This window comes from Streptomyces sp. NBC_00341 (genome assembly GCF_041435055.1).
Taxonomy (GTDB): domain Bacteria; phylum Actinomycetota; class Actinomycetes; order Streptomycetales; family Streptomycetaceae; genus Streptomyces.
Genome location: NZ_CP108002.1, coordinates 3,998,630 through 4,022,609, shown reverse-complemented (window position 1 = coordinate 4,022,609; position 23,980 = coordinate 3,998,630). Strand labels below are relative to the sequence as shown.

Below are 23,980 nucleotides of genomic sequence, written 5' to 3'. Positions count from 1 at the left end.
TCCGCTCGGCCGACGCGCGATCGCGCCGGCCGGAACCCGCCTGCCCGGCGCTGCCTGTGGGAACCCGTCTGCTTGGCACTGCCTGTCGGGACCCGTCTGTGCGGCCCTGCCTGTGGGAACCCGCCGGTCGGAACCCGTCTGTGCGACCCAGTCTGTCCGGGCCTCCCGGTCCGAACTGCTCCCGGTCCGAACTGCTCTCGTCCGAACTGCTCTCGTTCGAACTGCTCTCGTCCGAACTGCCCTGCCCGAAAGGAACCTTCAGCAATGAGCACCTCCACGACCTTGCGCGACGTCATCGGTCTCGACAACACGCTGCCTAGCCTCGGCTCGGCCACCCTGCTCATGATCGACTTCCAGAACACCTACCGCACCGGCGTCATGGCGTTGGAGGGCGCCGAACCCGCCCTGGCCGCGGGGGCGCGCCTGCTGGCCGCCGCCCGTGAGGCGGGGACGACGGTCATCCACATCGTCAACGACGGCGGTGAGGGCGGTCCGTACGACATTCGCGCGGAGATCGGCGCCATCAGCTCGGAGGTGGCCCCGGTCGAGGGTGAGCCGGTCGTCGTCAAGCAGTTCCCCGACTCCTTCCACGCCACGGACCTGGAGAAGGTCCTGCGGGAGCGGGATGCCGGTCCGGAGCTGGTACTGGCCGGGTTCATGACCCATATGTGTGTCACGTTCACCGCCCAAGGCGCCTTCAACCACGGCTACCGGCCCACAGTCGTGGCCGAGGCCACCGCCACCCGCTCCCTGCCCACCCCGGACGGCGCCGCACTGCCCGCAGCCGCCCTCCAGGCCGCCGCCCTGACCACTGTCGCGGACCTCTTCGGCACCGTGGCCCCGACGGTCGGCCACCTCACGGGCTCGCAGGTCTCGCGCGCGTAAACGTGCACGTGAGGCGCCGGTTCTCTGCCGAGTGAAAGCCGAGTGAAAACCGGCGTTACTGGCTGACGCCCTCGCCGCCATGAGCGCCCACCTGCTCGCGCAGCACGGCGCTCATGGCGATGGGTTCGCGCCCGAGCAGGTCGGCCAGCGTCGGGTCGACCGCGGCGAATTCACCGGCTCGGGCGGCCGCGAAGATGCCGAGCAACTGGTCCGCGGCCTCTGCGGGGGCGCCGTGGCCCACCAGCTGTTCCCGGAATTCGGCGTCGGGTGCGGTGGTCCTGGTGATGGTGCGGCCCGTGATCCCGGCGGCGATGCCCGCGATGTCGTCGAACGTGAGCGCCTGGGCGCCGGTGAGCGGCGGTGTGGGCCCGTCGAAGCGGCCCTCGTCGGCCAGGATGGCGGCCGCCGCGTCCGCGAGGTCGGCGTGCGTGGTCCAGGCGACCGGCCCGTCCGCGGGGAGCGCGATCTCGCCGGACTCCAGCCCCTGGGCGGCGAACTGCACCGCGCTGGCGGCGTAGAAGCCGTTGCGCAGCGAGGTGAACGGTACGCCTGAGGCACGCAACGCGTCCTCCGTGGCGGCGTGGTCGCGGCAGGCCTGGAAGTGCGAGTCGTGGCCGGCGCCCATCTGGCTGGTGTAGAGGATGCGCCCGACGCCCGCCGCCACGGCCCCGTCGATCGCGGCGCGGTGCTGCCGCACACACTCCTCGCCCATCTTGTCGACGGAGACGATGAGCACCTGGGAGGCGCCTTCGAAGGCGTGGGCGAGGCTGTCGGGGTCGGTGAAGCTGCCCTGCCGTACCCGAATGCCACGGTCCGCGAACGTCTTTGCCTTCTGCGGGTCGCGGACGCTGACGCCGATCCGGTCCGCCGGTAGAAGCGTCAGCAGCCTCTCGACGATCTGACGCCCGAGCTTTCCGGTGGCTCCGGTCACGATGATCATGATGTGCTCCTGTGCCGCGTTTCCAGTGGAATCATATTCACCGTACCACTGGAATTAACGATGGAACCAGTCGAGCTGTATCATCGATATATGGCACCGCGTTCACACGACATCGACAGCAACAGCGACATCAACAGCGGCACGGGTATCGGCCCCGACGCCGACACCGACACCGGCAGAGATCGCAGCGGTGTCGGTGCAGCCGCCGACGTCCGTGCCGCTGCCGGTATCGCTGCCGGCGCCGATGCGGATACACACGCGCAGCCCAGGCAGCGGATCATCGAGGCGGCGGCAGGTCTGCTGGCGCGCGAGGGGCGCGACGCCGTCACCACCCGCGCCGTCGCGGTCGCGGCAGGCGTTCAGCCACCCGCGATCTACCGCATGTTCGGTGACAAGGGCGGGCTGCTCGACGCGGTGGCCGAGTACGGCTTCGCCACGTTCCTCGCGACCAAGCACGTGGATCCCGACCCGCCGGACCTCATAGAGGACCTGAGGGGCGGATGGGATCTGGCGGTCGAGTTCGGCCTTGCCAATCCGGCGTTGTTCACGCTGATGTACAGCGAGCCCACGAGGCCCGCGTCGGCGGCCTTCAGGGCAGGCCTGGAGGTCCTCATGGGGCGGATCAGACGGCTGGCCGCGGGGGGCTGGCTCCGCGTCGACGAGGAGCTCGCGGCGATGCTCATCCACGCCACGGCGCGGGGTGCGGTGCTCACCTGGCTGTCCCTGCCGGAGGACCGGCGCAACCCGGCTCTGTTGACGACGCTCCGGGAGTCCATGGTCGCCGCGGTGACCAACCGTGAGCCGGCGGTGCGGGACGCGGGCCCGGCCGGTGCCGCCCGCGCCCTGCGCGCCGCGCTGCCGGAGCAGACGGTTCTCAGCGGGGCGGAGCAGCACCTGCTGAGGGAGTGGCTGGACCGCGTGGCCTCCGACGGCTGAGCCGCAGACTCAGCTGGGCGAGTGCGCCGAGCCCGGCTGACGAATCGGCCGTGATCGATCCGCTTGTTGATCGCGTCTTCCGATGACGGCGAACTCGGTACGGTCTGCGGGCATCGCCCTGGACCAGAATGATTCGGTCACCGGCTTCATCGACGTCACCGGCTTCACCGATGTCGCCGGTCATGTCTACGAGGACCGGCTCGTGCGCGACACGGTTGAATGGCCTGAGCGGCCGGCACCGGCCGCACCCCCGACCGGGGCCCGCCGAGGCCCGGCCGCCGGCACCGTACGAAAGGGAGCATCCAAGGATGGCTCGACACCTGGTAACCAGCGCGCTTCCCTACATCAACGGGATCAAGCACCTGGGCAACATGGTCGGGTCGATGCTTCCGGCGGATGTGTACTCCCGGTACCTCCGCCAGCGTGGTCACGACGTCCTGTACATCTGTGCGACGGACGAGCACGGGACGCCCGCCGAGTTGGCGGCGAAGGCGGCCGGACTGCCGGTCGCGGAGTTCTGTGCGCAGGCCCACGACGCTCAGAAGGCGGTCTACGAGGGATTCCAGCTGGCCTTCGACTACTTCGGCCGCAGCTCCTCACCGCAGAACGCCGAGATCACCCAGCACTTCGCGCGGAAGCTGAACGAGAACGGCTTCATCGAGGAACGGGCGATCCGCCAGGTCTACTCGCCCGCCGACGGCCGCTTCCTGCCCGACCGGTACGTCGAAGGAACCTGCCCGCACTGCGGCTACGACAAGGCGCGCGGCGACCAGTGCGAGAACTGCACCCGCGTCCTGGATCCGACGGACCTGCTGAACCCGCGCTCGGCGATCAGCGGTTCCACCGATCTCGAAGTGCGCGAGACCACACACCTGTTCCTGCTCCAGTCGAAGCTCCAGCGCGAGGTCGAGGCCTGGGTGACGCGTCATGAGGAGCAGTGGCCGCAGCTGTCCTCGTCCATCGCCCGCAAATGGCTGACCGAGGGCCTGCACGACCGCGCCATCACCCGTGACCTGGACTGGGGAGTTCCGGTCCCGGCCGACACCTGGCCTGAGTCGGCGGCCGAGGGCAAGGTCTTCTACGTCTGGTTCGACGCCCCGATCGAGTACATCGGCGCGACGAAGGAGTGGTCGGACGCTGCTCCGGGCGGCGAGAGCCGTGACTGGAAGTCGTGGTGGTACGAGGCCGACGACACCGTCCGCTACACGCAGTTCATGGCCAAGGACAACGTCCCGTTCCACACGGTGATGTTCCCGGCCACCGAACTCGGCGTGCGCGAGCCGTGGAAGAAGGTCGACGTCGTCAAGGGCTTCAACTGGCTGACGTACTACGGCGGCAAGTTCTCCACCTCCCAGCAGCGCGGCATCTTCACCGACGCCGCGCTGGAGACGCTGCCGGCCGACTACTGGCGCTATTTCCTGATCGCCAACGCCCCCGAGTCCGACGACTCCTCCTTCACCTGGGAGCACTTCGCCGCCACGGTCAACAAGGACCTCGCCGACACCCTCGGCAACTTCGTCAACCGCGTGCTGTCCTTCTCCCGCAAGCGGTTCGGCGACGACGTCCCGGTGGGCGGCTCGGCGGGAGAGGCGGAGGCGCGGCTGGGGCAGGAGATCGCGCGTCTCCTCGCCGAGTACGAGGAACACATGGAGTCCCTCCAGTACCGCAAGTCCGCTGCCGCGCTGCGCGCCCTGTGGTCGGCGGGCAACTCCTACCTGGAGGACAAGGCCCCCTGGCTGGAGATCAGGACAGACCCGGAGGGCGCGGCCCTGACCCTGCGCACGGCGATGAACCTCATCCACCTCTACGCGATCGTCTCCGAACCGCTGATTCCGGCCGCGGCCACCGCCATGCGCGGCGCCTTCGCGCTGGAGGGCGACACCGCGACCTGGGTGACCGCCGGAGAGGCGGCGTCCCTGGACGCTGTCGCGGCCGGTACGGCCTTCACCGTGCCGCCGGTGCTCTTCGCGAAGATCTCCGAGGAGGACCTGGAGTCCTTCCGGGCACGCTTCGGCGGAGCCGACGCCTGACGGACCGGCCCCGTCCCCGCGTACACCTGCTCATATCCCGGACGCCCCTGAAGCGCCGTCAGTCAGCGCTGTCCGGGGGCGTTTCGGGCTTGGTGTGGAGGACCTCGCGGGCCTGCTCCGCGGAGCGGATCGTGCTCTCGGCGACGAAGTCGAGGAAGCGGGCGATGTTCTCCAGGCGGGCACCGGCCGGGGTGCGGGGGCCGAGGACGCTGACGCCCTGCCGCGCGGTCTCGACGATCTGAGCGAGGGACCGGGCGCTGGAGATCATTGTCTGGTACCAGATGTCGGCGTCGACGACGTAGCGCTCGCGGCGGCGTTCGTCGCGTTCACGGCGAACGAGGCCCTGGCCGTCGAGGAACGCGACAGCCTTGGAGATGGACGCCGGGCTGACCTGGAGGCGCTGGACCAGTTCGGACGCGGTGAGGCTGCCCGAGTCGGCGGTGTACAGACAGGTCATCACCCGGGCCATCATCTTGGGCGTGCCCGACTGTATGAGGGCGGTCGTGAAGATCTCCTCGTACTCGCGCACCGCCTCCGCGTCGCGCCCGTGGGCCTGGGCGGGGGCCGCGGACTCCCGGGGCGCGGTCTGCCCGCGCCGGTGGGTGCGGCGTTCGGTCGCGCGGTGGGCGAGGTCGGCGCGGTACGTGGTGGGGCCGCCGTTGCGCATCACCTCGCGCGTGACTGTCGAGGTCGGACGGTCGAGCCGTCTGGCGATCTCCGCGTAGGCCAGGCCGTCGGCCAGCCCCAGCGCGATCTGCTGACGTTCCTGCTGGGTGAGCCTGCCTCCGGGCATCGCGGTCTCCTTCGTGGTCTGCGGCACCGCCAGCATAGCGTTCACTTCCAATCTATTGCAACGAACGTTGAGTGGGTTGTTGCGTTACATTCAAGACCGTTGCAACGATATGAATGCTCTGAACTGCATAAATGACTTTTTCATGCAACGAATACGTTGCCAGTCGACTGAACACAACGTAGCGTTTCCACTATCAGAAACGGCGGACGCAAGAAGCGGCCGCCGGAGAAGAGGGAGAACGCCATGCAGAAGTTCGACACCCCCGCCGCCGTCTCGGCCGTCCTCGACATCCCCGCCGGACGTATCCGGTTCATCGCCGCCGACCGGGCGGACACCACGGTCGAGATCCTCCCCGCGGACGCTTCGAAGGGCCGCGACGTGAAGGCGGCGGAGCGGATCACGGTCGAGTACGACGACGGCGTCCTGCGGATCGCGGCCGCACCGCCGAACAACCGCATCCTCGGCAGCTCCGGATCCGTCGAGGTGACCGTCCAACTGCCCGCCGACTCAGGCGTCGAGGTGAACGCGGCCGCCGCCGAGTTCCGGGGCGTCGGGCGGCTCGGTGACGTCGCCTTCGAGGGCGCTCAGGGCTCGGTCAAGCTCGACCAGGTCGCCGGCGCACGCATCAGCCTCCTCGCCGGTGACATCTCGGTCGGCCGCCTGGGCGGCCCCGCGGAGATCAGCACCCAGAAGGGCGACCTCCGGATCGTCGAGGCCGTGCGCGGCACGGTCGTCCTGCGCACCCTGTCCGGCGACGTGTCGGTCGGCGCGGCCCGTGGCGTCTCCGCGTCCCTGGACGCCGGCACCGGCTACGGCCGGATCGAGAACGCGCTGAAGAACACCGAGGGCGCCGACGCCGCCCTGAACATCCGCGCGACCACCACTCAGGGCGACATCGTCGCCCGCAGCCTCTGAGGAGCAACTGTCATGACGAACCTGGCTATTGAGGCGAGCGGATTCCGCAAGTCCTACGGGGACAAGGTGGTCCTCGACGGGATCGATCTGGCGGTGCCCGTCGGCACGATCTTCGCGCTGCTCGGCCCGAACGGCGCGGGGAAGACCACCGCCGTGAAGATCCTCTCCACGCTGGTGTCCCCCGACCCCGGCTCCGGCGACATCCGGGTCGGCGGCCACGACCTGGCCGCCGACCGGCAGGCGGTACGCGCGGCGATCGGCGTCACCGGCCAGTTCTCCGCCGTCGACGGCCTGATCACCGGCGAGGAGAACATGCTCCTGATGGCCGACCTGCACCACCTGCCCCGAGCGGAGGGCCGCCGCGCCACCGCTGAACTACTGGAACGCTTCGACCTCACCGACGCCGCGAAGAAGCCCGCCTCCACCTACTCCGGGGGCATGAAACGCCGCCTCGACATCGCGATGACCCTGGTCGGCAGCCCTCGGATCATCTTCCTCGACGAACCCACCACCGGCCTGGACCCCCGCAGCCGCCACAACATGTGGCAGATCATCCGCGAACTCGTCTCCGACGGCGTCACCATCTTCCTCACCACCCAGTACCTCGAAGAGGCCGACGAACTCGCCGACCGCATCGCCGTACTCAACGACGGGAAGATCGCCGCCGAAGGCACCGCCAAGGAGCTCAAACGCCTCATCCCCGGCGGACACATCCGCCTCCGCTTCACCGACCCCGCCACCTACCGCCACGCCGCCACCGCCCTGCCCGACACCACCCACGACGACGAAGGTCTGTCCCTGCAGATCCTCAGCAACGGCAGCCAGCACGAACTGCGCACCATCCTGGACCGCCTCGACGCCGCCGACATCCAGGCCGACGAACTGACCGTCCACACCCCCGACCTCGACGACGTGTTCTTCGCCCTCACCAGCACCTCCAGCACCCCCAACAGCCCCAACACGTCCGACATCCCAGGCCAGTTGAAGGAGACAGCCCGATGAGCACCCTGCCCCTCGCCGCACGCGACTGCACCACCATGCTGCGCCGCAACCTCCTGCACGCCCGCCGCTACCCCTCCCTCACCCTCAACCTCCTCCTCACCCCCGTAATGCTGCTCCTGCTCTTCGTCTACATCTTCGGCGGCGTGATGAGCGCCGGCCTCGGCGGCGGCGGCGGTGGCGCGGACCGCTCCGACTACATCGCCTACATCGTCCCCGGCATCCTGCTCATGACCATCGGCAGCACCGTCGTCGGAACCGCCGTGTCCGTCTCCACCGACATGACCGAAGGCATCATCGCCCGCTTCCGCACCATGGCCATCCACCGCGGCTCTGTGCTCGTCGGACACGTCGTCGGAAGTGTTCTGCAGGCAGTCATGAGCGTCGTCCTCGTCGGCGCCGTCGCCGTAGCGATCGGCTTCCGCTCCACCGACGCCACCCCCCTGGAATGGCTCGCCGCCTTCGGCCTGCTCGTCCTCTTCGCCACCGCACTCACCTGGATCGCCGTCGGCATGGGCCTCATCAGCCCCAACGCCGAGGCCGCCAGCAACAATGCCTTGCCCATGATCCTGCTGCCCCTGCTCTCCAGCGCCTTCATCCCCGTCGACACCATGCCCGCCTGGTTCCGGCCCATCGCCGAGTACCAGCCCTTCACCCCCGCCATCGAGACGCTGCGCGGACTCCTCCTCGGCACCGAGATCGGCAACAACGGCTGGCTCACCATCGCCTGGTCCCTCGCACTCGCCGCCCTCGGCTACCGCTGGTCGACCTCGACCTTCAACCGCGACCCGAAGTAACTGCCGCACCAACACCAACACCAACCGCCACGCGCACGCACAACGACAACCAGCCCTAGCAGCCCCACCAGCCCTACCAGCCCCACACGGCACCTCAGCAAGCCAGCATCCCCGGCCTCACCGAACCCGTGACCGCAGCAGATCAGTCCGCGTCCGCGCTGGACAACGCTTCGGTAATCATGCGGGTGGCGAAGTCGGGGTCGTCGGCGATCCGGTTGATGTGCTCCGCGAGCAGGAATGCGGTGGCCTCAAGGGGAGTCATCTCCGCCTCGGTCCAGTCCCCGTACTGCTGGCGCCACAGATTGGGGCTCAGGCCGGTGCCCGCGGCGATGACGAGGCCGGCCATGGTGGGGATGACCTCGGGGCGGACGCTCTTGGGCATCATGCGCATCGAGGCGACCAGAGTGGGCACCACGTACTCGATGACGTCCTTGTCGAGTTGCTCGTGGGTCACCCGCAGCCACTTCATGAACATGAAGATGAGCGTGCACGCGCCGTCCAGCAGATCCTGAGCCCCCTCCGGCCCCAGGGAAGCGGCGAACTGGTCGACCATCTCCTGCTGTTCGGGGTCGGTCGCGGACTTGCCCGCGTGGACGTGTCTGAGCCTGGAGTCGATCATCATGATCGCCGTCCCCACATCGCCGGCCGGAGCGTTCTGGGGGTCGCAGGGTGATGACACGGGGTTCCTCCTCAGTTGCCCATGGTGGGCAGTGCGGCGGATTCGACAGTAGACCGGCGATGAGGCGCGGGTCCCGGAAACGCGAGGGCGGGGGCCGTTCGTGACGGCAGCGCCGCCGTTGGCGCCAGGGCCTCGTTCGCCACCGCCCGCGCCCGCCCTGGCGGCCCGCCACCACGCGTCAGGGAGTGCGCGGAAGAGTCGGACCGGTCGGAGATCCCAGCGCTGCACCCTGTCTCCCGGCCCGCGTGCCCACCGGCATCGCCGTCCGGCAGCTCGCGGCCGTCAGTAGGCCGCACCGCATCACGCGTCACAGCCGTCACCTTGGCGGCTTCGCCCTCCACGGCCCTCACATCGAGCGCCGCCAGCCACCCGGCCACCGACCGCCGCCCCCGCCGGTGCGAGTACGGCCCGACAGCGCCGGTGGGGTCGGGCGCGGCGGGGGAGTACAACAAATCAGGCCCGGTACTGATTTCTCAGTACCGGGCCTGACCTGGTCTTACGGCTGTCGGGGTGGCGGGATTTGAACCCACGACCTCTTCGTCCCGAACGAAGCGCGCTGCCAAGCTGCGCTACACCCCGATCGCCGCCAGTGTCCTGGCGACATCGATTACTTTAGCCCACCTGCGGCCGGAGACGAAATCCGGTTTTTATCCTGATCGAGACGGGGTGAGGGGTACCGGGGTGGGGTAGGTCTGACGGCGTGCGCCAGAGGGCCGCACGATGAGGGTGCGCGAGGGGGTGTGCCAGGAGGGTGTGTCGGAGGGTGTGCGAGGGGTTACACGTCCCGGGCCGTCAAGGTCAGCAGCGTTGCCTCGGGGGGGCAGGCGAAGCGGACCGGGGTGTAGCGGTTGGTGCCGCAGCCGGCCGAGACGTGGAGATAGGCGCGGTTGCCGTCCACCGAGTGGGAGGAGAGCCCCTTCACGCGGTCCGTGTCCAGGTCGCAGTTGGTGACCAGGGCTCCGTAGAAGGGGATGCAGAGCTGGCCCCCGTGGGTGTGGCCGGCCAGGATCAGCGGGTAGCCGTCCGAGGTGAAGGCGTCCAGAGAGCGCAGGTAGGGGGCGTGGACCACGCCGATGGAGAGGTCGGCGCCCGACTCCGGGCCGCCCGAGACCTCCGCGTAGCGGTCGCGCTTGATGTGCGGGTCGTCGAGGCCGGTGAAGGCGAGCTCCAGGCCGTCGAGCTTGAGGCGGCCGCGCGTGTTGGACAGGTTCAGCCAGCCCGCCTCGTCGAAGGCGTCCCGCATGGGTTCCCACGGGTTGTGGACGACGTTGACCGCCGGGGCGTTCCCGTTGAGTCCGTGCTTGCCCGCGGTCTTCTCGAAGAGATAGCGGACGGGGTTACGGAGCTTGGGACCGTAGTAGTCGTTGGAGCCGAAGACGTACACGCCCGGAAGCTCCATCAGCGGGCCCAGCGCGTCCAGCAGCTCCGGTACCGCCTCGGGGTCGGAGAGGTTGTCGCCGGTGTTCACGACGAAGTCCGGCCGCAGTCCCGCGAGTGACTGCAGCCAGGCGCGCTTCTTCCGCTGACCGCTCACCATGTGGACGTCGGAGATCTGCAGGACGCGCAACGGACGTGCTCCGTGCGGGAGTGCGGGGACCGTGACCCTTCGCAGGCGGAACGAGCGGGCCTCGAATCCGGCTGCGTAGGCGAGACCGGCGGCGCCGGCCGCGGCGGTGACCGCCGTGATTTTCAGGGGTACTCCGTAGCGTGCGCGCATGCGCCCATCGTCGCAGACGGTTCGTGTCCACGGGAAAACCGGCGGGCGGCGGGTACCCCGCACCTGCCACAATCACCACATGACCACGCTCAAGTCCAAGCTCAAGGAAGACCTCACCACGGCCATGAAGGCGCGCGACGAGCTGACCTCGTCCACGCTCCGGCTGACCCTCACCGCGATCACCAAGGAGGAGGTCAGCGGCAAGTCGGCCCGCGAACTCTCCGACGACGAGGTGCAGAAGGTGATCGCCAAGGAGGCGAAGAAGCGTCGCGAGGCGGCCGAGGCCTTCTCGCAGGGCGGCCGGACCGAGCAGGCCGAGCGGGAGAAGAGGGAGGGCGAGCTGCTCGACGCCTACCTTCCGCAGCAGCTGAGCGACGACGAGCTGGCCGCGATCGTGACGTCCGCAGTCGATGAGGCGAAGGCCGGCGGTGCCGAGGGCCCGCGGGCGATGGGCGCCGTCATGAAGATCGTGAACCCGAAGGTCGCGGGGCGTGCGGAGGGCGGCCGGGTGGCCGCCCAGGTCAAGAAGCTCCTCGCGGGCTGAGACCGGCTGAGACGGCTGGGACGGCTGGGACGGCTGGGACCGGCTGAGACATGAAGGTGGGGCGCCCCCGGCCGGGGGCGCCCCACCTTCATGTCTGCCGCGGCGATTGCGGCGGCGGAAGCAGTACCAGTACCAGTGGCAGTACCAGCATGAACAGCAGCAGGTCAGGGACCTTGCGTGCCGTTGTTGCCCTGGCCGCGGCCGTGGCCGTTGTTTCCGCCGATCAGGTCCGGCGGAATGCTGATGCCGGGGAAGGGGCTGTCGCCGCCGGGCTTGTTGTCGCCGTTGCCCGGCTTCTTCTTGTCCCTGTCCTTCTTGCCCTTGTCCTCCTTCGGCTTCGACCGCGGTACGTCGACCGCGTTGAAGGCCGGGGTCTCGGAGGCGTTCAGGGAGCCGGTCATCGCGGTCTTCCAGATCGGACCGGGCAGACAGCCACCGCAGACGTCGTCGTAGTACTGACCGCCGATGGTGATGTTGCTCATCGGGATCTGCTGGGCACCGTCACTGCCGACCCACACCGCGGTGGACAGGTTCGGCGTGTAGCCGACGAACCAGGCGTTCTTGCGCTCGTCGGTGGTACCGGTCTTGCCCGCGTTGTCACGGTCGTTGAGGCCGGCCTGCTGGCCGGTGCCGTCCGCGACGACGCCCTTGAGCATCTGGTTGATGGTGTCCGCGGTGTGCTCGCTCATGGCCTGCGTGCACTTCGACTTCGGTACGTCGAGCTGCTTTCCGTCCGGCTTGGTCACCGAGAGGATCGCGATCGGGGAGCAGTACTTGCCCCGGTTGGCGAAGGTGGCGTACACCGAGGCCATCGCCAGCGGCGTCGACTCCTGGCCACCGAGGGTGGTGGAGGCGACCGCCTGCAGCGGCTTGTTGTTGCCGCGGATGTAGCCGACCTTGTCCGCCATCGAGAGGGTCTCGCAGAGGCCGGCCTTCTGCTCCAGCTTCGCGAAGTAGGTGTTGATCGACTTGCCCAGCGCGCTGGTCATGTCGAAGGTGCCCTTCTCCGTCTCCAGCTCGTTCGACACCTCCCAGGGGCGGTTGTCGGCAGGCCGGTTGTCGCAGGTGCGGAAGCTCTCGCCGGGCAGCGAGATCTGGTGGTCGGTGGTGAAGTCCTGTGCCGGACTGATCCCCTTCTCCAGGGCCGCCGCCGCGGTGATCGGCTTGAAGGTCGAACCCACCTGGAAGCCGGCGTAGCTGCCGCCCATCTTGTGGTCGACGTTGAGGTTCAGCACGGTCTGGTGCTTGGACTGGTCCAGTCCGTACGGGCGGGACTGGGCCATCGCGGTGATCTGGCCCGTGCCCGGCTTCACCTGCACGACCGCGTCGGCGATCTTGTCGTCCTTGTTGACCCGGGAGGTGGCGGCCTCGTTGGAGGCGGCCTGCGAGCGCGGGTCGAGCGTCGTCTTGATCGTGAGACCGCCGGTCGCCCAGAGCTTGGCGCGGTCCTTCGCGGTCTTCCCGAAGGCGGGGTCGCCCGTGACGATCTGCCGTACGTAGTCGCAGAAGAAGCCGGAGCCGCTGACCGCGGTGATGCAGCCGTTCTGCGGCCGCTTGACCTTCAGCTTGATCGGCGTCGCCTGGGCCTTGGCGGCCTCGGCCTTCGAGATGTCCCCGACATCCGCCATCCGCTGGAGCACGGTGTTGCGACGCTTGGTCGCCTCCTCCGTGTCGTTCACGGGGTCGTAGCGGCTGGGCGACTGCACGATGCCGGCCAGCAGCGCCGCCTCCTCCACCTTCAGGTCCTTCGCCGACTTCGAGAAGTAGCGCTGCGAGGCCGCCTCGACCCCGTACGCCTGCTGCCCGAAGAAGGTGATGTTGAGGTAGTTCTCCAGGATCTTCTTCTTGCCGAGCTCTTCCTCGACCTGGATCGCGTACTTCAGCTCCTGGACCTTGCGGCCGAGCGTCTGCTGGGTGGCCTCGGCGACCTTGGCCGGGTCGTCGCCGGCCTCCTCGACGAAGACGTTCTTCACGTACTGCTGGGTGAGGGTCGACGCGCCCTGCGCGGTCCCGCCCGACTGAACGTTGCGGTTCATCGCGCGCAGGATGCCCTTGAGGTCGACCGCGCCGTGCTCGTAGAAGCGGGCGTCCTCGATCGCGATGATCGCCTTCTGCATGTACGGCGACATGTCCTTCAGCGGTACTACGGTGCGGTCGCGCGAGTAGACCGTGGCGATCTGGCCGCCCTTGTTGTCCAGAATCGTGGTTCGCTGGCTCAGCGGCGGAGTCTTCAGATTGGCCGGGATCTCGTCGAATCCGTCGACCGTCCCCTTGGCGGCGAGACCCAGTGCTCCGGCGGCCGGCAGCGCGATGCCCGCCAGGACCACTCCGGAGAGTGCGGCGACACCGAGGAACTTGGCGGCCTGCTGGGTCGTCGTGAGACCCCCGCCCGAGCGCTTCTTTGGCATGGGGGCAGCCTACGTTCTCATTCGCCGGACACACGTATATGCCTTGGCCTAAGCTGCTCTCAACTGTCACAGCAGTCCGGTTTCGTATCAACCCCCCTGCATGACCCTGTACGTGACCCGACCACGATTCAGGCGCTCCCGAAAACGCCTCGTGTGTCATCGAACGTCCGTTGTGTCTCGGATGGTCTGTCCCGATTCTCTCGGGATAGTCGCGGATGTCCTCACCTCACTCCCCTGGGTGATCTGCCGCATACGCATAGTCCGTTCGGGCCATTCAAGATTGGGCCCGAAGGGGGTGTTGTGCTGTCGCCACCTTCCGTAACGTCCTCAACTGGCAGCGGTGAATATGCCGCTGTCGCCGTGGGGGAGCCTCGATTCGGGAGAGGACGGCGCCGGGATGGGCTGGGTAACCGACTGGAGTGCGCAGGCAGCCTGCCGCACTACCGATCCGGATGAACTGTTCGTACAAGGGGCAGCGCAGAACAGGGCCAAGGCGGTGTGCACCGGATGTCCGGTGCGGACCGAGTGCCTGGCCGATGCGCTGGACAATCGCGTCGAATTCGGCGTGTGGGGCGGAATGACCGAGCGGGAGCGCCGCGCACTGCTGCGCAGACGCCCGACCGTCACGTCCTGGCGCCGGCTGCTGGAGACCGCACGCAGCGAGTACGAGCGGTCCACGGGCATCCTGCCCGTGGCGATCGGGCTGGAGGAAGACGAGCTGCACGAGACGCTCGCCGCAGTGGGGTAACCCCGGACGGTGGGCGAGCGGTCCGGCCCTGTGGGGCCGGCCACGTGGTGCGGGCGGGGCCCTCAGGCGGACCGCGGACGAGGTGGACCGCGGACGACGGCTACTACTGCGGACGACGTCTCCTGCGGATGACGTGTGCTTCCGATAACGACGCGCATGACGGATTACGGGGTGGCTAAGCAGCTCCGGCCGGGGCGGAACCGGTCGCGAGCCGGTCCCCGATGGCTCGCAGCCCTGCGAGGTCATGGACATCTCCGGGCAGTGCGGCCACCGCTGTCACGGCCACCTCGGGATGCTGCGCGGTGAAACGGTCGCGTGTGTGGTGTTCGCGCGCGACCACCTGCATCCTTTCGGCGTGCAGATGCAGCAGACCGGCGGTCAGTTGCTCGACGGAGACAGCCGGGGCAACGGCGGAGGTTTCCGCGTCTGTGTCTGCGTCAGCCTCCGGTGCGTCGGCGGGCTCGTGTTCACGTTCGTGGTCCTGCTCATGTTCGTGCTCCGAGGCATGCTCGGACAGGTCGGGGGTGGCGGCTCCAGTGGTGTCCGTGGCCTGTGCGGTCCCGGCCGCGGGGGAGTCGGCGGGCTCACGAAGTCCAGCCTTCCCGGCCCCCTGATCCACAATGCCGACCGCATCAAGATTTTCCGCGGCGGCCAGCGCCTGCCCGGCCGAGAGCCGGGCGGCCTCACTGTCGTGCACCCGGTTGAGGACCAGACCCGCCAGCGGCATGTCCTCCGCGGCCAGCCGCTCCACGAAGTACGCCGCCTCGCGGAGCGCGTCCCGCTCCGGCGTCGCGACGACGAGGAACGCCGTGCCGGGTGCCTGAAGCAGCTTGAACGTGGCATCGGCGCGGGTGCGGAACCCGCCGAACATGGTGTCCATCGCGGCGACGAAGGTCTGTACGTCCCTCAGGAACTGGCCGCCGAGCAGCTTCCCGAGCGTCCCGGTCATCATCGACATGCCCACATTGAGGAACTTCATCCCGGCCCGGCCGCCCATTTTCGCCGGGGCCATCAGCAGCTTGATGAACTTCCCGTCCAGGAACGAGCCGAGCCGCTTCGGCGCGTCCAGGAAATCCAGCGCGGAACGCGACGGCGGGGTGTCGACGACGATCAGGTCCCACTCCTCGCGCGCCCGGAGCTGACCGAGTTTCTCCATCGCCATGTACTCCTGCGTGCCCGCGAAGCCGGCCGACAGGGACTGGTAGAAGGGGTTCTCCAGAATCGCGCGGGCCCGTTCGCCGTCCGCGTGCGCCTCGACGATCTCGTCGAAGGTCCGCTTCATGTCGAGCATCATGGCGTGCAGTTCGCCGGAGCCCTGCGTCTCGATGCCCTTCACCCGGCGGGGGACGTTGTCCAGGGAGTCGATGCCCATGGACTGGGCGAGTCTGCGGGCCGGGTCGATGGTGAGGACGACGACCTTGCGGCCGCGCTCGGCCGCGCGTACGCCGAGCGCCGCGGCGGTCGTGGTCTTGCCGACTCCGCCCGAGCCGCAGCACACGATGATCCGGATACCCGGATCGTCGAGGAGGGCGTCCGTGTCCAGGGCTGGGGCGGTCGCCGCCACTGCCCCGCCGCGGTCGCTGCACCCGTCGTGGTTGCTGTCCGATGTCATGAACCCACCCCTTGTCCAGCCGCCCCTTGTCCAGCCGTCCCTTGTCCCGCCGCCCCTTCGCCTTCGCCCACGCCTTGCTTACGGAGTTCCATCGCCAGCTCGTACAGTCCGGCCGGGTCCACGCCCTCGCCGATCAGTGGGAGCTCGTGACCCGGAAGCCCGAGGCCGGTCAGTACGGCGCGCTGTTCGCGTTCCAGCTCGACCCGCTGGGCGTGCTCGGCGGCCTGTGCGAGCAGCGGGCGTACGAGGGCCGCGGAGCCGGTCACGCCTGCCCGGGTGAGCGTTTTGGCGATCTCCTTGCGGCGGCCGCCCGCAGCGGTGCGCAGCGCGTCCTCGTCCAGCAGATGCGGGCGCACCATGTTCACGATGACCCGGCCCACCGGCAGCTCGGCCGCCCGGAGCTCGGCGATGCCGTCGGCGGTCTCCTGGACCGGCATCTCCTCCAGGAGGGTCACCAGATGGACCGCGGTCTCGGGGGACTTCAGCACCCTCATCACGGCCTGGGCCTGATTGTGTATCGGGCCTATCCGGGCCAGCCCCGCCACCTCGTCGTTCACGTTGAGGAAGCGGGTGATGCGGCCGGTCGGCGGGGCATCCATGATCACGTAGTCGTAGACGAACCGGTTCTGCTTGTCCTTGCGGCGCACCGCCTCGCAGGCCTTGCCGGTCAGCAGGACGTCCCGGACGCCGGGCGCGATCGTGGTGGCGAAGTCGATCGCGCCGAGCTTCTTCAGCGCCCGGCCCGCGCTGCCGAGTTTGTAGAACATCTGGAGGTAGTCGAGGAGCGCTCGCTCGGCGTCGATCGCGAGGGCGTACACCTCCCCGCCGCCCGGTGCGACGGCGATCTTGCGCTCCTCGTAGGGGAGGGAGTCCGCCTCGAAGAGCTGGGCGATGCCCTGTCTGCCCTCGACCTCGACGAGGAGGGTGCGCCTGCCCTCGGTCGCGAGGGCAAGCGCGAGGGCGGCGGCGACCGTGGTCTTACCGGTACCGCCCTTGCCGCTGACGACCTGGAACCTGCTCACGTATTCGAGCCTAACCAGTCGTACCGCAGGCTACGCACGAGGCTGCGCGTCCCGTGGATTGCACAGGCATTACAGTCGGGCCATGACCAAGTGGGAATACGCGACCGTGCCCCTTCTCGTGCACGCGACCAAGCAGATTCTGGACACCTGGGGCGAGGACGGCTGGGAGCTGGTCCAGGTCGTTCCCGGCCCGAACAACCCCGAGCAGCTCGTGGCCTACCTGAAGCGGGAGAAGCAGTAGTGGCGGGCGCCGTCGAGGCGAAGCTCGCCGAGCTCGGACTGCCCCTGCCGGCCGTCGTGCCGCCGCTGGCCTCGTACCAGCCGGCCGTGCAGTCCGGGGTGTACGTGTACACCTCGGGCCAGCTGCCGATGGTGGACGGCAAGCTCGCCGTCACCGGCAAGGTCGGCGCTGAGGTCACGCCCGACGAGGCCAAGGAACTGGCGAAGACCTGCGCCCTCAACGCGCTCGCCGCGGTGAAGTCGGTCGCGGGTGACCTGGACCGGATCGCGCGCGTCGTGAAGGTCGTCGGCTTCGTCGCCTCGGCCGCCGACTTCACCGGCCAGCCCGCCGTGATCAATGGCGCGAGCGAACTGCTCGGTGCCGTCCTCGGAGACAAGGGCGTGCACGCGCGCAGCGCCGTGGGTGTCGCGGTGCTGCCGCTGGACGCACCGGTCGAGGTCGAGATCCAGGTCGAACTGACCGGGGTCTGAGCCGGCCTCCCGCCACTTACTGCGCAGACTTCGCTGACTGCGCCGACCGCGCCGACTTCCTCTGATCCCGTCCGGTCACGACGACCGGGCGGGATCTTTCGTGTGCCGGTGCTGATCGTCTGCGTACGGATGCTGATTATTTGTGTGCGGGGTATGTGCGGATCTCGGGGCATGTAGGGATCTCGGCCCCTCGAACATCGGCCCCCTCGAACATCGACCCCCCTCGAACATCCTCACGGTTCCGGATAGCCTCCGGCCATGTCCAATGGTCAGTGGTACCCACCGGAATGGCCCGACCGGATCCGGGCCCTCGCCACCGGCGAACTGACGGCCGCGACCCCCCGGCGGGCCGCCACCGTGATGCTGCTCCGGGACCCGGCCGCGGGTACCGGGGGCGGGCCCACTGTCCACATGCTGCGCCGGCGCACGTCGATGGCCTTTGCCGGAGGGGCGTACGCCTATCCGGGTGGCGGGGTCGACCCGCGCGACGACGACCGGCTCGTCGGCTGGGCCGGGCCCGCGCCGGAGAGCTGGGCGCGCCGGCTCGGGGTCGGCACCCCCGCCGAGGCGCAGGCGATCCTCTGCGCGGCGGTCCGGGAGACGTACGAGGAGGCGGGCGTCCTGCTCGCGGGCCCGACGGCGGGCACCGTCGTCACGGACACCACAGGCGCGGACTGGGAGGCCGATCGCGAGGCGCTGGTCGCGCGGGAGCTGTCGTTCGCGGAGTTCCTGGAGCGCCGCGGACTGGTCCTGCGCTCGGATCTGCTCGGTGCGTGGGCGCGCTGGATCACTCCGGAGTTCGAACCGCGCCGCTACGACACCTGGTTCTTCGTGGCCGCGCTCCCGGCCGGCCAGCGCACCCGCAACGCCTCCACGGAGGCCGACCGCACGGTGTGGATCGGCCCGGGGGAGGCGGCCGACGGCTACGACCGCGGCGAGCTGCTGATGATGCCGCCGACGGTCTCGACGCTGCGCGGGCTCAGGGCCCACGCCACCGCCGCCCAGGCGCTGGAGGCGTCATCGGCCCAGGACCTCTCCCCCGTACTCGCACAGGCGCGTCTGGAGGGCGATGAGCTGGTGCTGAGCTGGCCGGGGCACGCGGAGTTCACCAAACACATCCCGGCGGGCGGCAGGGGCAGCGCGGGCGAGGCCGACGACGGCACGGGCGGTGGGGCGGCATGAGCGACGCGGCAGCGCTGCCCGGACAGCCGCGCGGCGGGGTGCTCTCCGGCCCCGCCACCACTCGCGCGGTCAACGTCCTCGCGCCCAACGCGTCGCCGATGACGCTGGACGGCACCAACACCTGGATCGTCGCCGAGCCCGACTCGGACCTCGCGGTGGTCATCGATCCGGGGCCGCTGGACGATGTCCACCTACGGGCCGTCATCGACACCGCCGAGCGCGCGGGCCGCCGGATCGGGCTCACGCTCCTCACCCACGGCCACCCCGACCACGCGGAGGGCGCGGCGCGGTTCGCGGAGCTGACCCGTACGAAGGTGCGCGCGCTCGACCCCGGGCTGCGGCTGGGTGACGAGGGCCTGGGGACGGGGGACGTGATCACGACCGGTGGGCTGGAGATGTACGTGGTGCCGACCCCGGGCCACACCGCGGACTCGCTCTCGTTCCATCTTCCCGCCGACCGCGCGGTGCTGACGGGGGACACGATCCTCGGCCGCGGGACGACGCTGGTGGCGCACCCCGACGGGCGTCTCGGGGACTACCTCGACTCGCTGCGGCGGCTGCGTTCGCTGACGGTCGACGACGGGGTGCACACGGTGCTGCCGGGCCACGGGCCGGTGCTGGACGACGCGCAGGGCGCGGTCGAGTTCTACCTGGCGCACCGCGCGAACCGGCTGGCCCAGGTGGAGACGGCGGTGGAGGCCGGGTTCCGGACCTCGTCGGAGGTGGTGGCGCACGTGTACGCGGACGTGGACCCGTCGCTGTGGCCTGCGGCGGAGCTCTCGGTGCGGGCGCAGCTGGAGTACCTGCGGGAGCACGGGCTGATCTGACGGGCCCTGCCCTGTGACGTACGCGAGGGGCCCTGCCCCGTGACGTACGCGAGGGCCCCGCCGGTGTCGGCGGGGCCCTCGGGCGTTGCGTACGGCGCCGGGTCAGCGGGACCGCTTGGCCAGCCGCTCCACGTCGAGCAGGATGACCGCGCGGGCCTCCAGCCGCAGCCAGCCGCGGCCGGCGAAGTCGGCCAGGGCCTTGTTGACCGTCTCGCGGGAGGCGCCGACCAGCTGGGCCAGCTCCTCCTGCGTCAGGTCGTGCACGACGTGGATGCCTTCCTCGGACTGGACGCCGAAGCGGCGCGACAGGTCGAGGAGCGCACGGGCGACACGACCCGGCACGTCGGAGAAGACCAGGTCGGACATCTGGTCGTTGGTCTTGCGCAGGCGCCGTGCGACAGCGCGCAGCAGGGCCGTGGCCACCTCGGGCCGCACGTTCAGCCAGGGCTGGAGGTCGCCGTGGCCGAGGCCGAGGAGCTTCACCTCGGTCAGTGCGGTCGCGGTGGCGGTGCGCGGGCCCGGGTCGAAGAGCGACAGCTCACCGATCAGCTCGCCGGGGCCGAGGACAGCCAGCATGTTCTCGCGGCCGTCGGGCGAGGTGCGGTGGAGCTTCACCTTGCCGTCGGTGACCACATAGAGGCGGTCGCCCGGGTCACCCTCGTGGAACAGCGCGTCGCCGCGCGCGAGGGTCACCTCACTCATCGAGGCGCGGAGCTCCGCGGCCTGCTCGTCATCGAGCGCCGCGAAAAGCGGGGCGCGCCGCAGAACGTCGTCCACGAGTTCTCTCCTTGTCGGCCTGTTCAGGGAACCGTGGTCCCCATCATGCCGGACGGTAAAACAGTGCGATCAATCACAAACCAGTTTGACGCACGTGTGTGCCGAGACGTACGGCAGGGGGCCGATTGGGGGTGGATCATCGGTGACCGGGGCGGATGTCAGTGCCTGGCTCTACGCTGGTCGGGTGTCCGGAACGCCGGTGAGAGCGCAGGCCAAGGGGGCTGATGGGGTGTCGGAGGGCCGCGATTCCGCTGTGGGCGAACAGGCCGCAAGTGGAGCGAAAAATGCGACAAAAAGCCCGGCTGGACGGATGAAACGGGTGGGAACGGCGGAACCGGTGAGGACGGCGAAACGGGTGGGACCAAAGAGTGGCACGGGCTCGGCGACGGGGCGGGAGCTGGAGTCGGAGGTGAAGCCGAAGCCGGAGTCGAAGGCCACCCCGAAGTCGAAGTCGACCCCCAAGTCCAAGCCGAAGGCCACCCCCAAGTCCAAGCCGAAGGCCACCCCCGAGCCGAAGCCGAACGCCAAGCCGAAGCCGAACGCCAAGCCGGAATCGCACCTGGCCATGGTGCGCAGGGCCCGCCGGATAAACCGTGAGCTGGCCGAGCTCTATCCCTATGCCCACCCGGAGCTGGACTTCCGGAACGCATTCGAGCTCCTCGTCGCCACGGTCCTCTCCGCCCAGACGACCGATCTGAGGGTCAACCAGACCACCCCCGCGCTCTTCGCCGCCTACCCCACCCCCGAGGACATGGCCGCGGCGGTCCCGGAGGAAATGGAAGAGATCATTCGGCCGACCGGCTTCTTCCGCGCCAAGACCAAGTCGCTGATGGGCCTCTCCACCGCCCTCCGGGACAACTTCGACGGCGAGGTGCCCGGACGTCTGGAGGACCTCGTGACGTTGCCGGGAGTCGGCCGCAAGACCGCCAACGTCGTACTGGGGAACGCTTTCGGCGTACCGGGGATCACTGTGGACACCCACTTCGGACGGCTGGTGCGCCGCTGGAAGTGGACCGACCAGGAGGACCCGGTGAAGGTCGAGGCCGATGTCGCGGCGATCTTCCCCAAGAGCGAGTGGACGATGCTCTCGCACCGCGTCGTCTTCCACGGGCGCCGGATCTGCCACGCCCGCAAGCCCGCCTGCGGTGCCTGCCCGATCGCCCCTCTCTGTCCTTCGTACGGCGAGGGCGAGACGGATCCCGAGAAGGCCCGGAAGCTTCTGAAGTACGAGATGGGGGGCCGCCCCGGGCAGCGGCTCAGCCCGCCGCCGGACTACCCGGGCGCACCCGCCCCCGCCCTGGGCGCCGAATGATCCGAGGCGCCGCTGCGGAACGAAATGCGTGAGGACAGGCGTTGTGAGTCGAGGGGTGCCCATGAGGACGCATGAACACAGCACGGACGCGTCGGCCGACGCGGTGGCAGCCGCCGCGTCGGCCGCGCCCGGGTCCCCGCCGGGGTCCGGCGAAGAGGCTTCGATCACCGTCACCACCGAGGGCCTGCCCCGCTGGCTGGACCCCGTCGCCAGCGCCGCGCGCACCGTCGAGCCGAGGCAGCTCAGCCGTTTCCTGCCGCCCGAGAGCGGGGCGGGACGGCAGTCGGCCGTCCTCGTCCTGTTCGGCGAGGGTGCGCGGGGGCCCGAACTGCTCCTGATGGAGCGCGCGGGAAGTCTGCGCTCGCACCCCGGGCAGCCCTCCTTCCCCGGTGGCTCCCTGGATCCGGAGGACGGCGACCAGACGACGACGGGGCCGCTCAGGGCCGCCCTGCGGGAGGCCCAGGAGGAGACGGGCCTCGATCCTCACGGTGTGCAGCTGTTCGGCGTGCTGCCCCGGCTCTACATTCCGGTGAGCAGCTTCGTCGTGACGCCGGTCCTCGGCTGGTGGCGTGCGCCCAGCCCGGTGGGGGTCGTCGACCCGGGGGAGACCGCGCGGGTCTTCACCGTCCCCGTGGCAGATCTCACGGACCCGGCCAACCGGGCCACGGCCGTCCACCCGAGCGGTCACCAAGGCCCGGCGTTTCTGGTCGAATCCGCACTCGTATGGGGGTTCACGGCCGGCGTGATCGACCGGATTCTGCACTTCGCGGGCTGGGAGCGCCCCTGGGACAGAGCCAAGCAGGTGCCGCTCGACTGGCGCGCATGACAGGCTGACTCCCCGTGCTCCACTGCTCCGGGCCGACCGCCCGGACCCGGAGAGACGTACGGGCCCGGTGACGAATCTGTGAGGCTATAGACGGTGAACGTGCTGGACATCCTGCTGCTGGCCGGCGCCGTGTGGTTCGCGGTCATCGGATACCGCCAGGGGTTCGTCGTCGGCATCCTGTCGGTGATCGGGTTCCTGGGCGGCGGTCTCGTCGCCGTCTATCTGCTGCCGGTCCTGTGGGACCAGCTGACGGACGGCTCCGAGGTCTCGTCGACGGCCGCCGTGGTCGCGGTCGTCATCGTGATCGTGTGCGCCTCGGTGGGCCAGGCCTTCACCACCCACCTGGGGAACAAGCTCCGCCGGTACATCACGTGGTCGCCCGCGCGTGCCGTCGACGCGACGGGTGGCGCACTGGTCAACGTCGTGGCGATGCTCCTGGTGTCCTGGCTGATCGGCTCCGCGCTGGCCGGCACCTCGCTGCCGACCGTGGGCAAGGAGGTGCGCAGTTCCTCGGTGCTGCTCGGCATCTCCCGGGTGATGCCGCCCCAGGCCTCCACCTGGTTCACGGACTTCTCCTCGGTCCTGGCGCAGAACGGCTTCCCACAGGTCTTCAGCCCGTTCGCCAATGAGCCCATCACCGAAGTCAGGGCCCCCGACCCGGCGCTTGCGGGCAGCCCGGTCGCCGCCCGTGCCAAGAAGTCCATCGTCAAGGTCGTCGGTACCGCCCCGAGCTGCGGCAAGGTCCTCGAAGGGACCGGTTTCGTCTTCTCCGACCGCCGGGTGATGACCAACGCCCACGTCGTCGGCGGCGTCGACGAGCCGACCGTCCAGATCGGCGGCCAGGGACGGCTGTACGACGCGAAGGTCGTCCTGTACGACTGGCGGCGCGACATCGCCGTCCTCGACGTCCCGGACCTGGACGCCAAGCCGCTCGGCTTCACCGATACCAACCACGACGCCTCGACCGGCAACAGCGCGATCGTCGCGGGCTTCCCGGAGAACGGCGCTTACGACGTCCGCGCCGCGCGCGTCCGCGCCCGCATCGACGCCAACGGCCCGGACATCTACCACCGGGGCACCGTCCGCCGTGACGTGTACTCGCTCTTCACAACGGTCCGCCAGGGGAACTCCGGCGGACCGCTGCTGACCCCGGAAGGCAAGGTGTACGGAGTCGTCTTCGCCAAGTCGCTCGATGACCCGAACACCGGTTACGCGCTGACGGCCGACGAGATCCGCGAGGACATCGAGCAGGGCCGAACCGCCAACCAGCAGGTCGACAGTCAGGCGTGCGCCCTCTAGACCCTCTCCGGGAGGGAACGG

General features: G+C 69.5%; 23 protein-coding genes and 1 tRNA gene. 15 read left to right on the top strand and 9 right to left on the bottom strand.

Annotated elements, in window-relative coordinates; all coding sequences use genetic code 11:
- Positions 1-264: 264 nt before the first annotated feature.
- Positions 265-885 carry an isochorismatase family protein gene (locus OG892_RS18085; RefSeq protein WP_371629685.1) on the top strand — a complete coding sequence of 207 codons (621 nt, stop codon included), beginning with the start codon at positions 265-267 and terminating at the stop codon, positions 883-885.
- Positions 886-940: 55 nt separating this feature from the next.
- On the opposite strand, the gene OG892_RS18080 is transcribed toward OG892_RS18085, so the two are convergent.
- On the bottom strand, positions 941-1,825 hold the full coding sequence (locus OG892_RS18080) for an NAD(P)H-binding protein (RefSeq protein WP_371629684.1): 885 nt from the start codon (positions 1,823-1,825) through the stop codon (positions 941-943).
- Between the two features lie 90 nt (positions 1,826-1,915).
- On the opposite strand from OG892_RS18080, the gene OG892_RS18075 reads away from it, so the two are divergent.
- Positions 1,916-2,761: a TetR/AcrR family transcriptional regulator gene (locus tag OG892_RS18075; protein ID WP_371629683.1), complete on the top strand. Its 846-nt coding sequence runs from the start codon at positions 1,916-1,918 to the stop codon at positions 2,759-2,761.
- Between the two features lie 308 nt (positions 2,762-3,069).
- Positions 3,070-4,791 (top strand): methionine--tRNA ligase, encoded by a 1,722-nt coding sequence (gene metG, locus OG892_RS18070; RefSeq protein ID WP_371629682.1) that lies wholly within the window; start codon positions 3,070-3,072, stop codon positions 4,789-4,791.
- Between the two features lie 58 nt (positions 4,792-4,849).
- Here metG and OG892_RS18065 read toward each other — a convergent pair whose 3' ends face one another.
- The gene (locus OG892_RS18065) at positions 4,850-5,584 is read right to left on the bottom strand and encodes a helix-turn-helix domain-containing protein (protein WP_371631649.1); all 735 of its coding nucleotides are present in this window, start codon (positions 5,582-5,584) and stop codon (positions 4,850-4,852) included.
- A gap of 243 nt (positions 5,585-5,827) precedes the next feature.
- Here OG892_RS18065 and OG892_RS18060 point away from each other — a divergent pair, with 243 nt between their 5' ends.
- From OG892_RS18060 to OG892_RS18050, 3 genes are read left to right on the top strand one after another with little or no spacing between them, the layout of a single operon-like run.
- Positions 5,828-6,499 carry a DUF4097 family beta strand repeat-containing protein gene (locus OG892_RS18060; RefSeq protein WP_073733556.1) on the top strand — a complete coding sequence of 224 codons (672 nt, stop codon included), beginning with the start codon at positions 5,828-5,830 and terminating at the stop codon, positions 6,497-6,499.
- A 12-nt stretch (positions 6,500-6,511) separates the two neighbouring features.
- On the top strand, positions 6,512-7,501 hold the full coding sequence (locus OG892_RS18055) for an ATP-binding cassette domain-containing protein (protein ID WP_371629681.1): 990 nt from the start codon (positions 6,512-6,514) through the stop codon (positions 7,499-7,501).
- Positions 7,498-8,295, top strand: coding sequence for an ABC transporter permease (locus tag OG892_RS18050; protein ID WP_371629680.1), 798 nt, complete (start codon positions 7,498-7,500; stop codon positions 8,293-8,295). The genes OG892_RS18055 and OG892_RS18050 overlap by 4 nt, the downstream gene beginning before the upstream one ends.
- 142 nt (positions 8,296-8,437) lie before the next feature.
- On the opposite strand, the gene OG892_RS18045 is transcribed toward OG892_RS18050, so the two are convergent.
- The 3 genes from OG892_RS18045 to OG892_RS18035 all read right to left on the bottom strand — a co-directional run bounded on the left by OG892_RS18045 (position 8,438) and on the right by OG892_RS18035 (position 10,691).
- Positions 8,438-8,974 carry a hypothetical protein gene (locus tag OG892_RS18045; RefSeq protein WP_073733559.1) on the bottom strand — a complete coding sequence of 179 codons (537 nt, stop codon included), beginning with the start codon at positions 8,972-8,974 and terminating at the stop codon, positions 8,438-8,440.
- Positions 8,975-9,479: 505 nt separating this feature from the next.
- A tRNA-Pro gene (locus OG892_RS18040) sits at positions 9,480-9,553 on the bottom strand.
- A 196-nt stretch (positions 9,554-9,749) separates the two neighbouring features.
- On the bottom strand, positions 9,750-10,691 hold the full coding sequence (locus tag OG892_RS18035; protein ID WP_371629679.1) for a metallophosphoesterase: 942 nt from the start codon (positions 10,689-10,691) through the stop codon (positions 9,750-9,752).
- Positions 10,692-10,770: 79 nt separating this feature from the next.
- On the opposite strand from OG892_RS18035, the gene OG892_RS18030 reads away from it, so the two are divergent.
- Positions 10,771-11,235: a GatB/YqeY domain-containing protein gene (locus OG892_RS18030; protein WP_073733586.1), complete on the top strand. Its 465-nt coding sequence runs from the start codon at positions 10,771-10,773 to the stop codon at positions 11,233-11,235.
- Between the two features lie 164 nt (positions 11,236-11,399).
- Here the strand turns inward: OG892_RS18030 and OG892_RS18025 are convergent, their stop codons facing one another.
- Positions 11,400-13,643, bottom strand: coding sequence for a transglycosylase domain-containing protein (locus tag OG892_RS18025; RefSeq protein WP_073733587.1), 2,244 nt, complete (start codon positions 13,641-13,643; stop codon positions 11,400-11,402).
- Positions 13,644-14,040: 397 nt separating this feature from the next.
- Between OG892_RS18025 and OG892_RS18020 the strand changes: the two genes are divergently transcribed.
- Positions 14,041-14,391, top strand: a complete 351-nt coding sequence (locus OG892_RS18020; protein WP_199884323.1) for a WhiB family transcriptional regulator — start codon at positions 14,041-14,043, stop codon at positions 14,389-14,391.
- 175 nt (positions 14,392-14,566) lie between these two features.
- Here the strand turns inward: OG892_RS18020 and OG892_RS18015 are convergent, their stop codons facing one another.
- Together OG892_RS18015 and OG892_RS18010 are read right to left on the bottom strand one after the other, a co-directional pair.
- A complete protein-coding gene (locus tag OG892_RS18015; RefSeq protein WP_371629678.1) occupies positions 14,567-16,003 on the bottom strand; it encodes an ArsA-related P-loop ATPase in 1,437 nt (478 codons plus the stop codon).
- The gene (locus OG892_RS18010) at positions 16,000-17,025 is read right to left on the bottom strand and encodes an ArsA-related P-loop ATPase (RefSeq protein ID WP_328866499.1); all 1,026 of its coding nucleotides are present in this window, start codon (positions 17,023-17,025) and stop codon (positions 16,000-16,002) included. Before OG892_RS18010 ends, OG892_RS18015 begins: the two co-directional genes overlap by 4 nt.
- Positions 17,026-17,107: 82 nt before the next feature.
- Here OG892_RS18010 and OG892_RS18005 point away from each other — a divergent pair, with 82 nt between their 5' ends.
- The 4 genes from OG892_RS18005 to OG892_RS17990 all read left to right on the top strand — a co-directional run bounded on the left by OG892_RS18005 (position 17,108) and on the right by OG892_RS17990 (position 19,745).
- Positions 17,108-17,266 carry a DUF4177 domain-containing protein gene (locus OG892_RS18005; RefSeq protein ID WP_003991873.1) on the top strand — a complete coding sequence of 53 codons (159 nt, stop codon included), beginning with the start codon at positions 17,108-17,110 and terminating at the stop codon, positions 17,264-17,266.
- The gene (locus tag OG892_RS18000; protein WP_073733591.1) at positions 17,266-17,736 is read left to right on the top strand and encodes a RidA family protein; all 471 of its coding nucleotides are present in this window, start codon (positions 17,266-17,268) and stop codon (positions 17,734-17,736) included. The genes OG892_RS18005 and OG892_RS18000 overlap by 1 nt, the downstream gene beginning before the upstream one ends.
- Positions 17,737-17,994: 258 nt before the next feature.
- A complete protein-coding gene (locus tag OG892_RS17995; protein WP_073733592.1) occupies positions 17,995-18,918 on the top strand; it encodes an NUDIX hydrolase in 924 nt (307 codons plus the stop codon).
- Positions 18,915-19,745, top strand: a complete 831-nt coding sequence (locus OG892_RS17990) for an MBL fold metallo-hydrolase (RefSeq protein WP_328866500.1) — start codon at positions 18,915-18,917, stop codon at positions 19,743-19,745. Before OG892_RS17995 ends, OG892_RS17990 begins: the two co-directional genes overlap by 4 nt.
- 102 nt (positions 19,746-19,847) lie before the next feature.
- On the opposite strand, the gene OG892_RS17985 is transcribed toward OG892_RS17990, so the two are convergent.
- The gene (locus OG892_RS17985; RefSeq protein WP_024490688.1) at positions 19,848-20,522 is read right to left on the bottom strand and encodes a Crp/Fnr family transcriptional regulator; all 675 of its coding nucleotides are present in this window, start codon (positions 20,520-20,522) and stop codon (positions 19,848-19,850) included.
- Positions 20,523-20,877: 355 nt separating this feature from the next.
- Between OG892_RS17985 and nth the strand changes: the two genes are divergently transcribed.
- The 3 genes from nth (at position 20,878) to OG892_RS17970 (ending at position 23,959) form a co-directional block, all read left to right on the top strand.
- Positions 20,878-21,834, top strand: a complete 957-nt coding sequence (gene nth / locus OG892_RS17980; RefSeq protein WP_371629677.1) for an endonuclease III — start codon at positions 20,878-20,880, stop codon at positions 21,832-21,834.
- A gap of 61 nt (positions 21,835-21,895) precedes the next feature.
- Positions 21,896-22,660 carry a CoA pyrophosphatase gene (locus tag OG892_RS17975; RefSeq protein WP_371629676.1) on the top strand — a complete coding sequence of 255 codons (765 nt, stop codon included), beginning with the start codon at positions 21,896-21,898 and terminating at the stop codon, positions 22,658-22,660.
- 93 nt (positions 22,661-22,753) lie between these two features.
- Positions 22,754-23,959 (top strand): MarP family serine protease, encoded by a 1,206-nt coding sequence (locus OG892_RS17970; RefSeq protein ID WP_073733595.1) that lies wholly within the window; start codon positions 22,754-22,756, stop codon positions 23,957-23,959.
- The last annotated feature ends 21 nt before the right edge of the window (positions 23,960-23,980 follow it).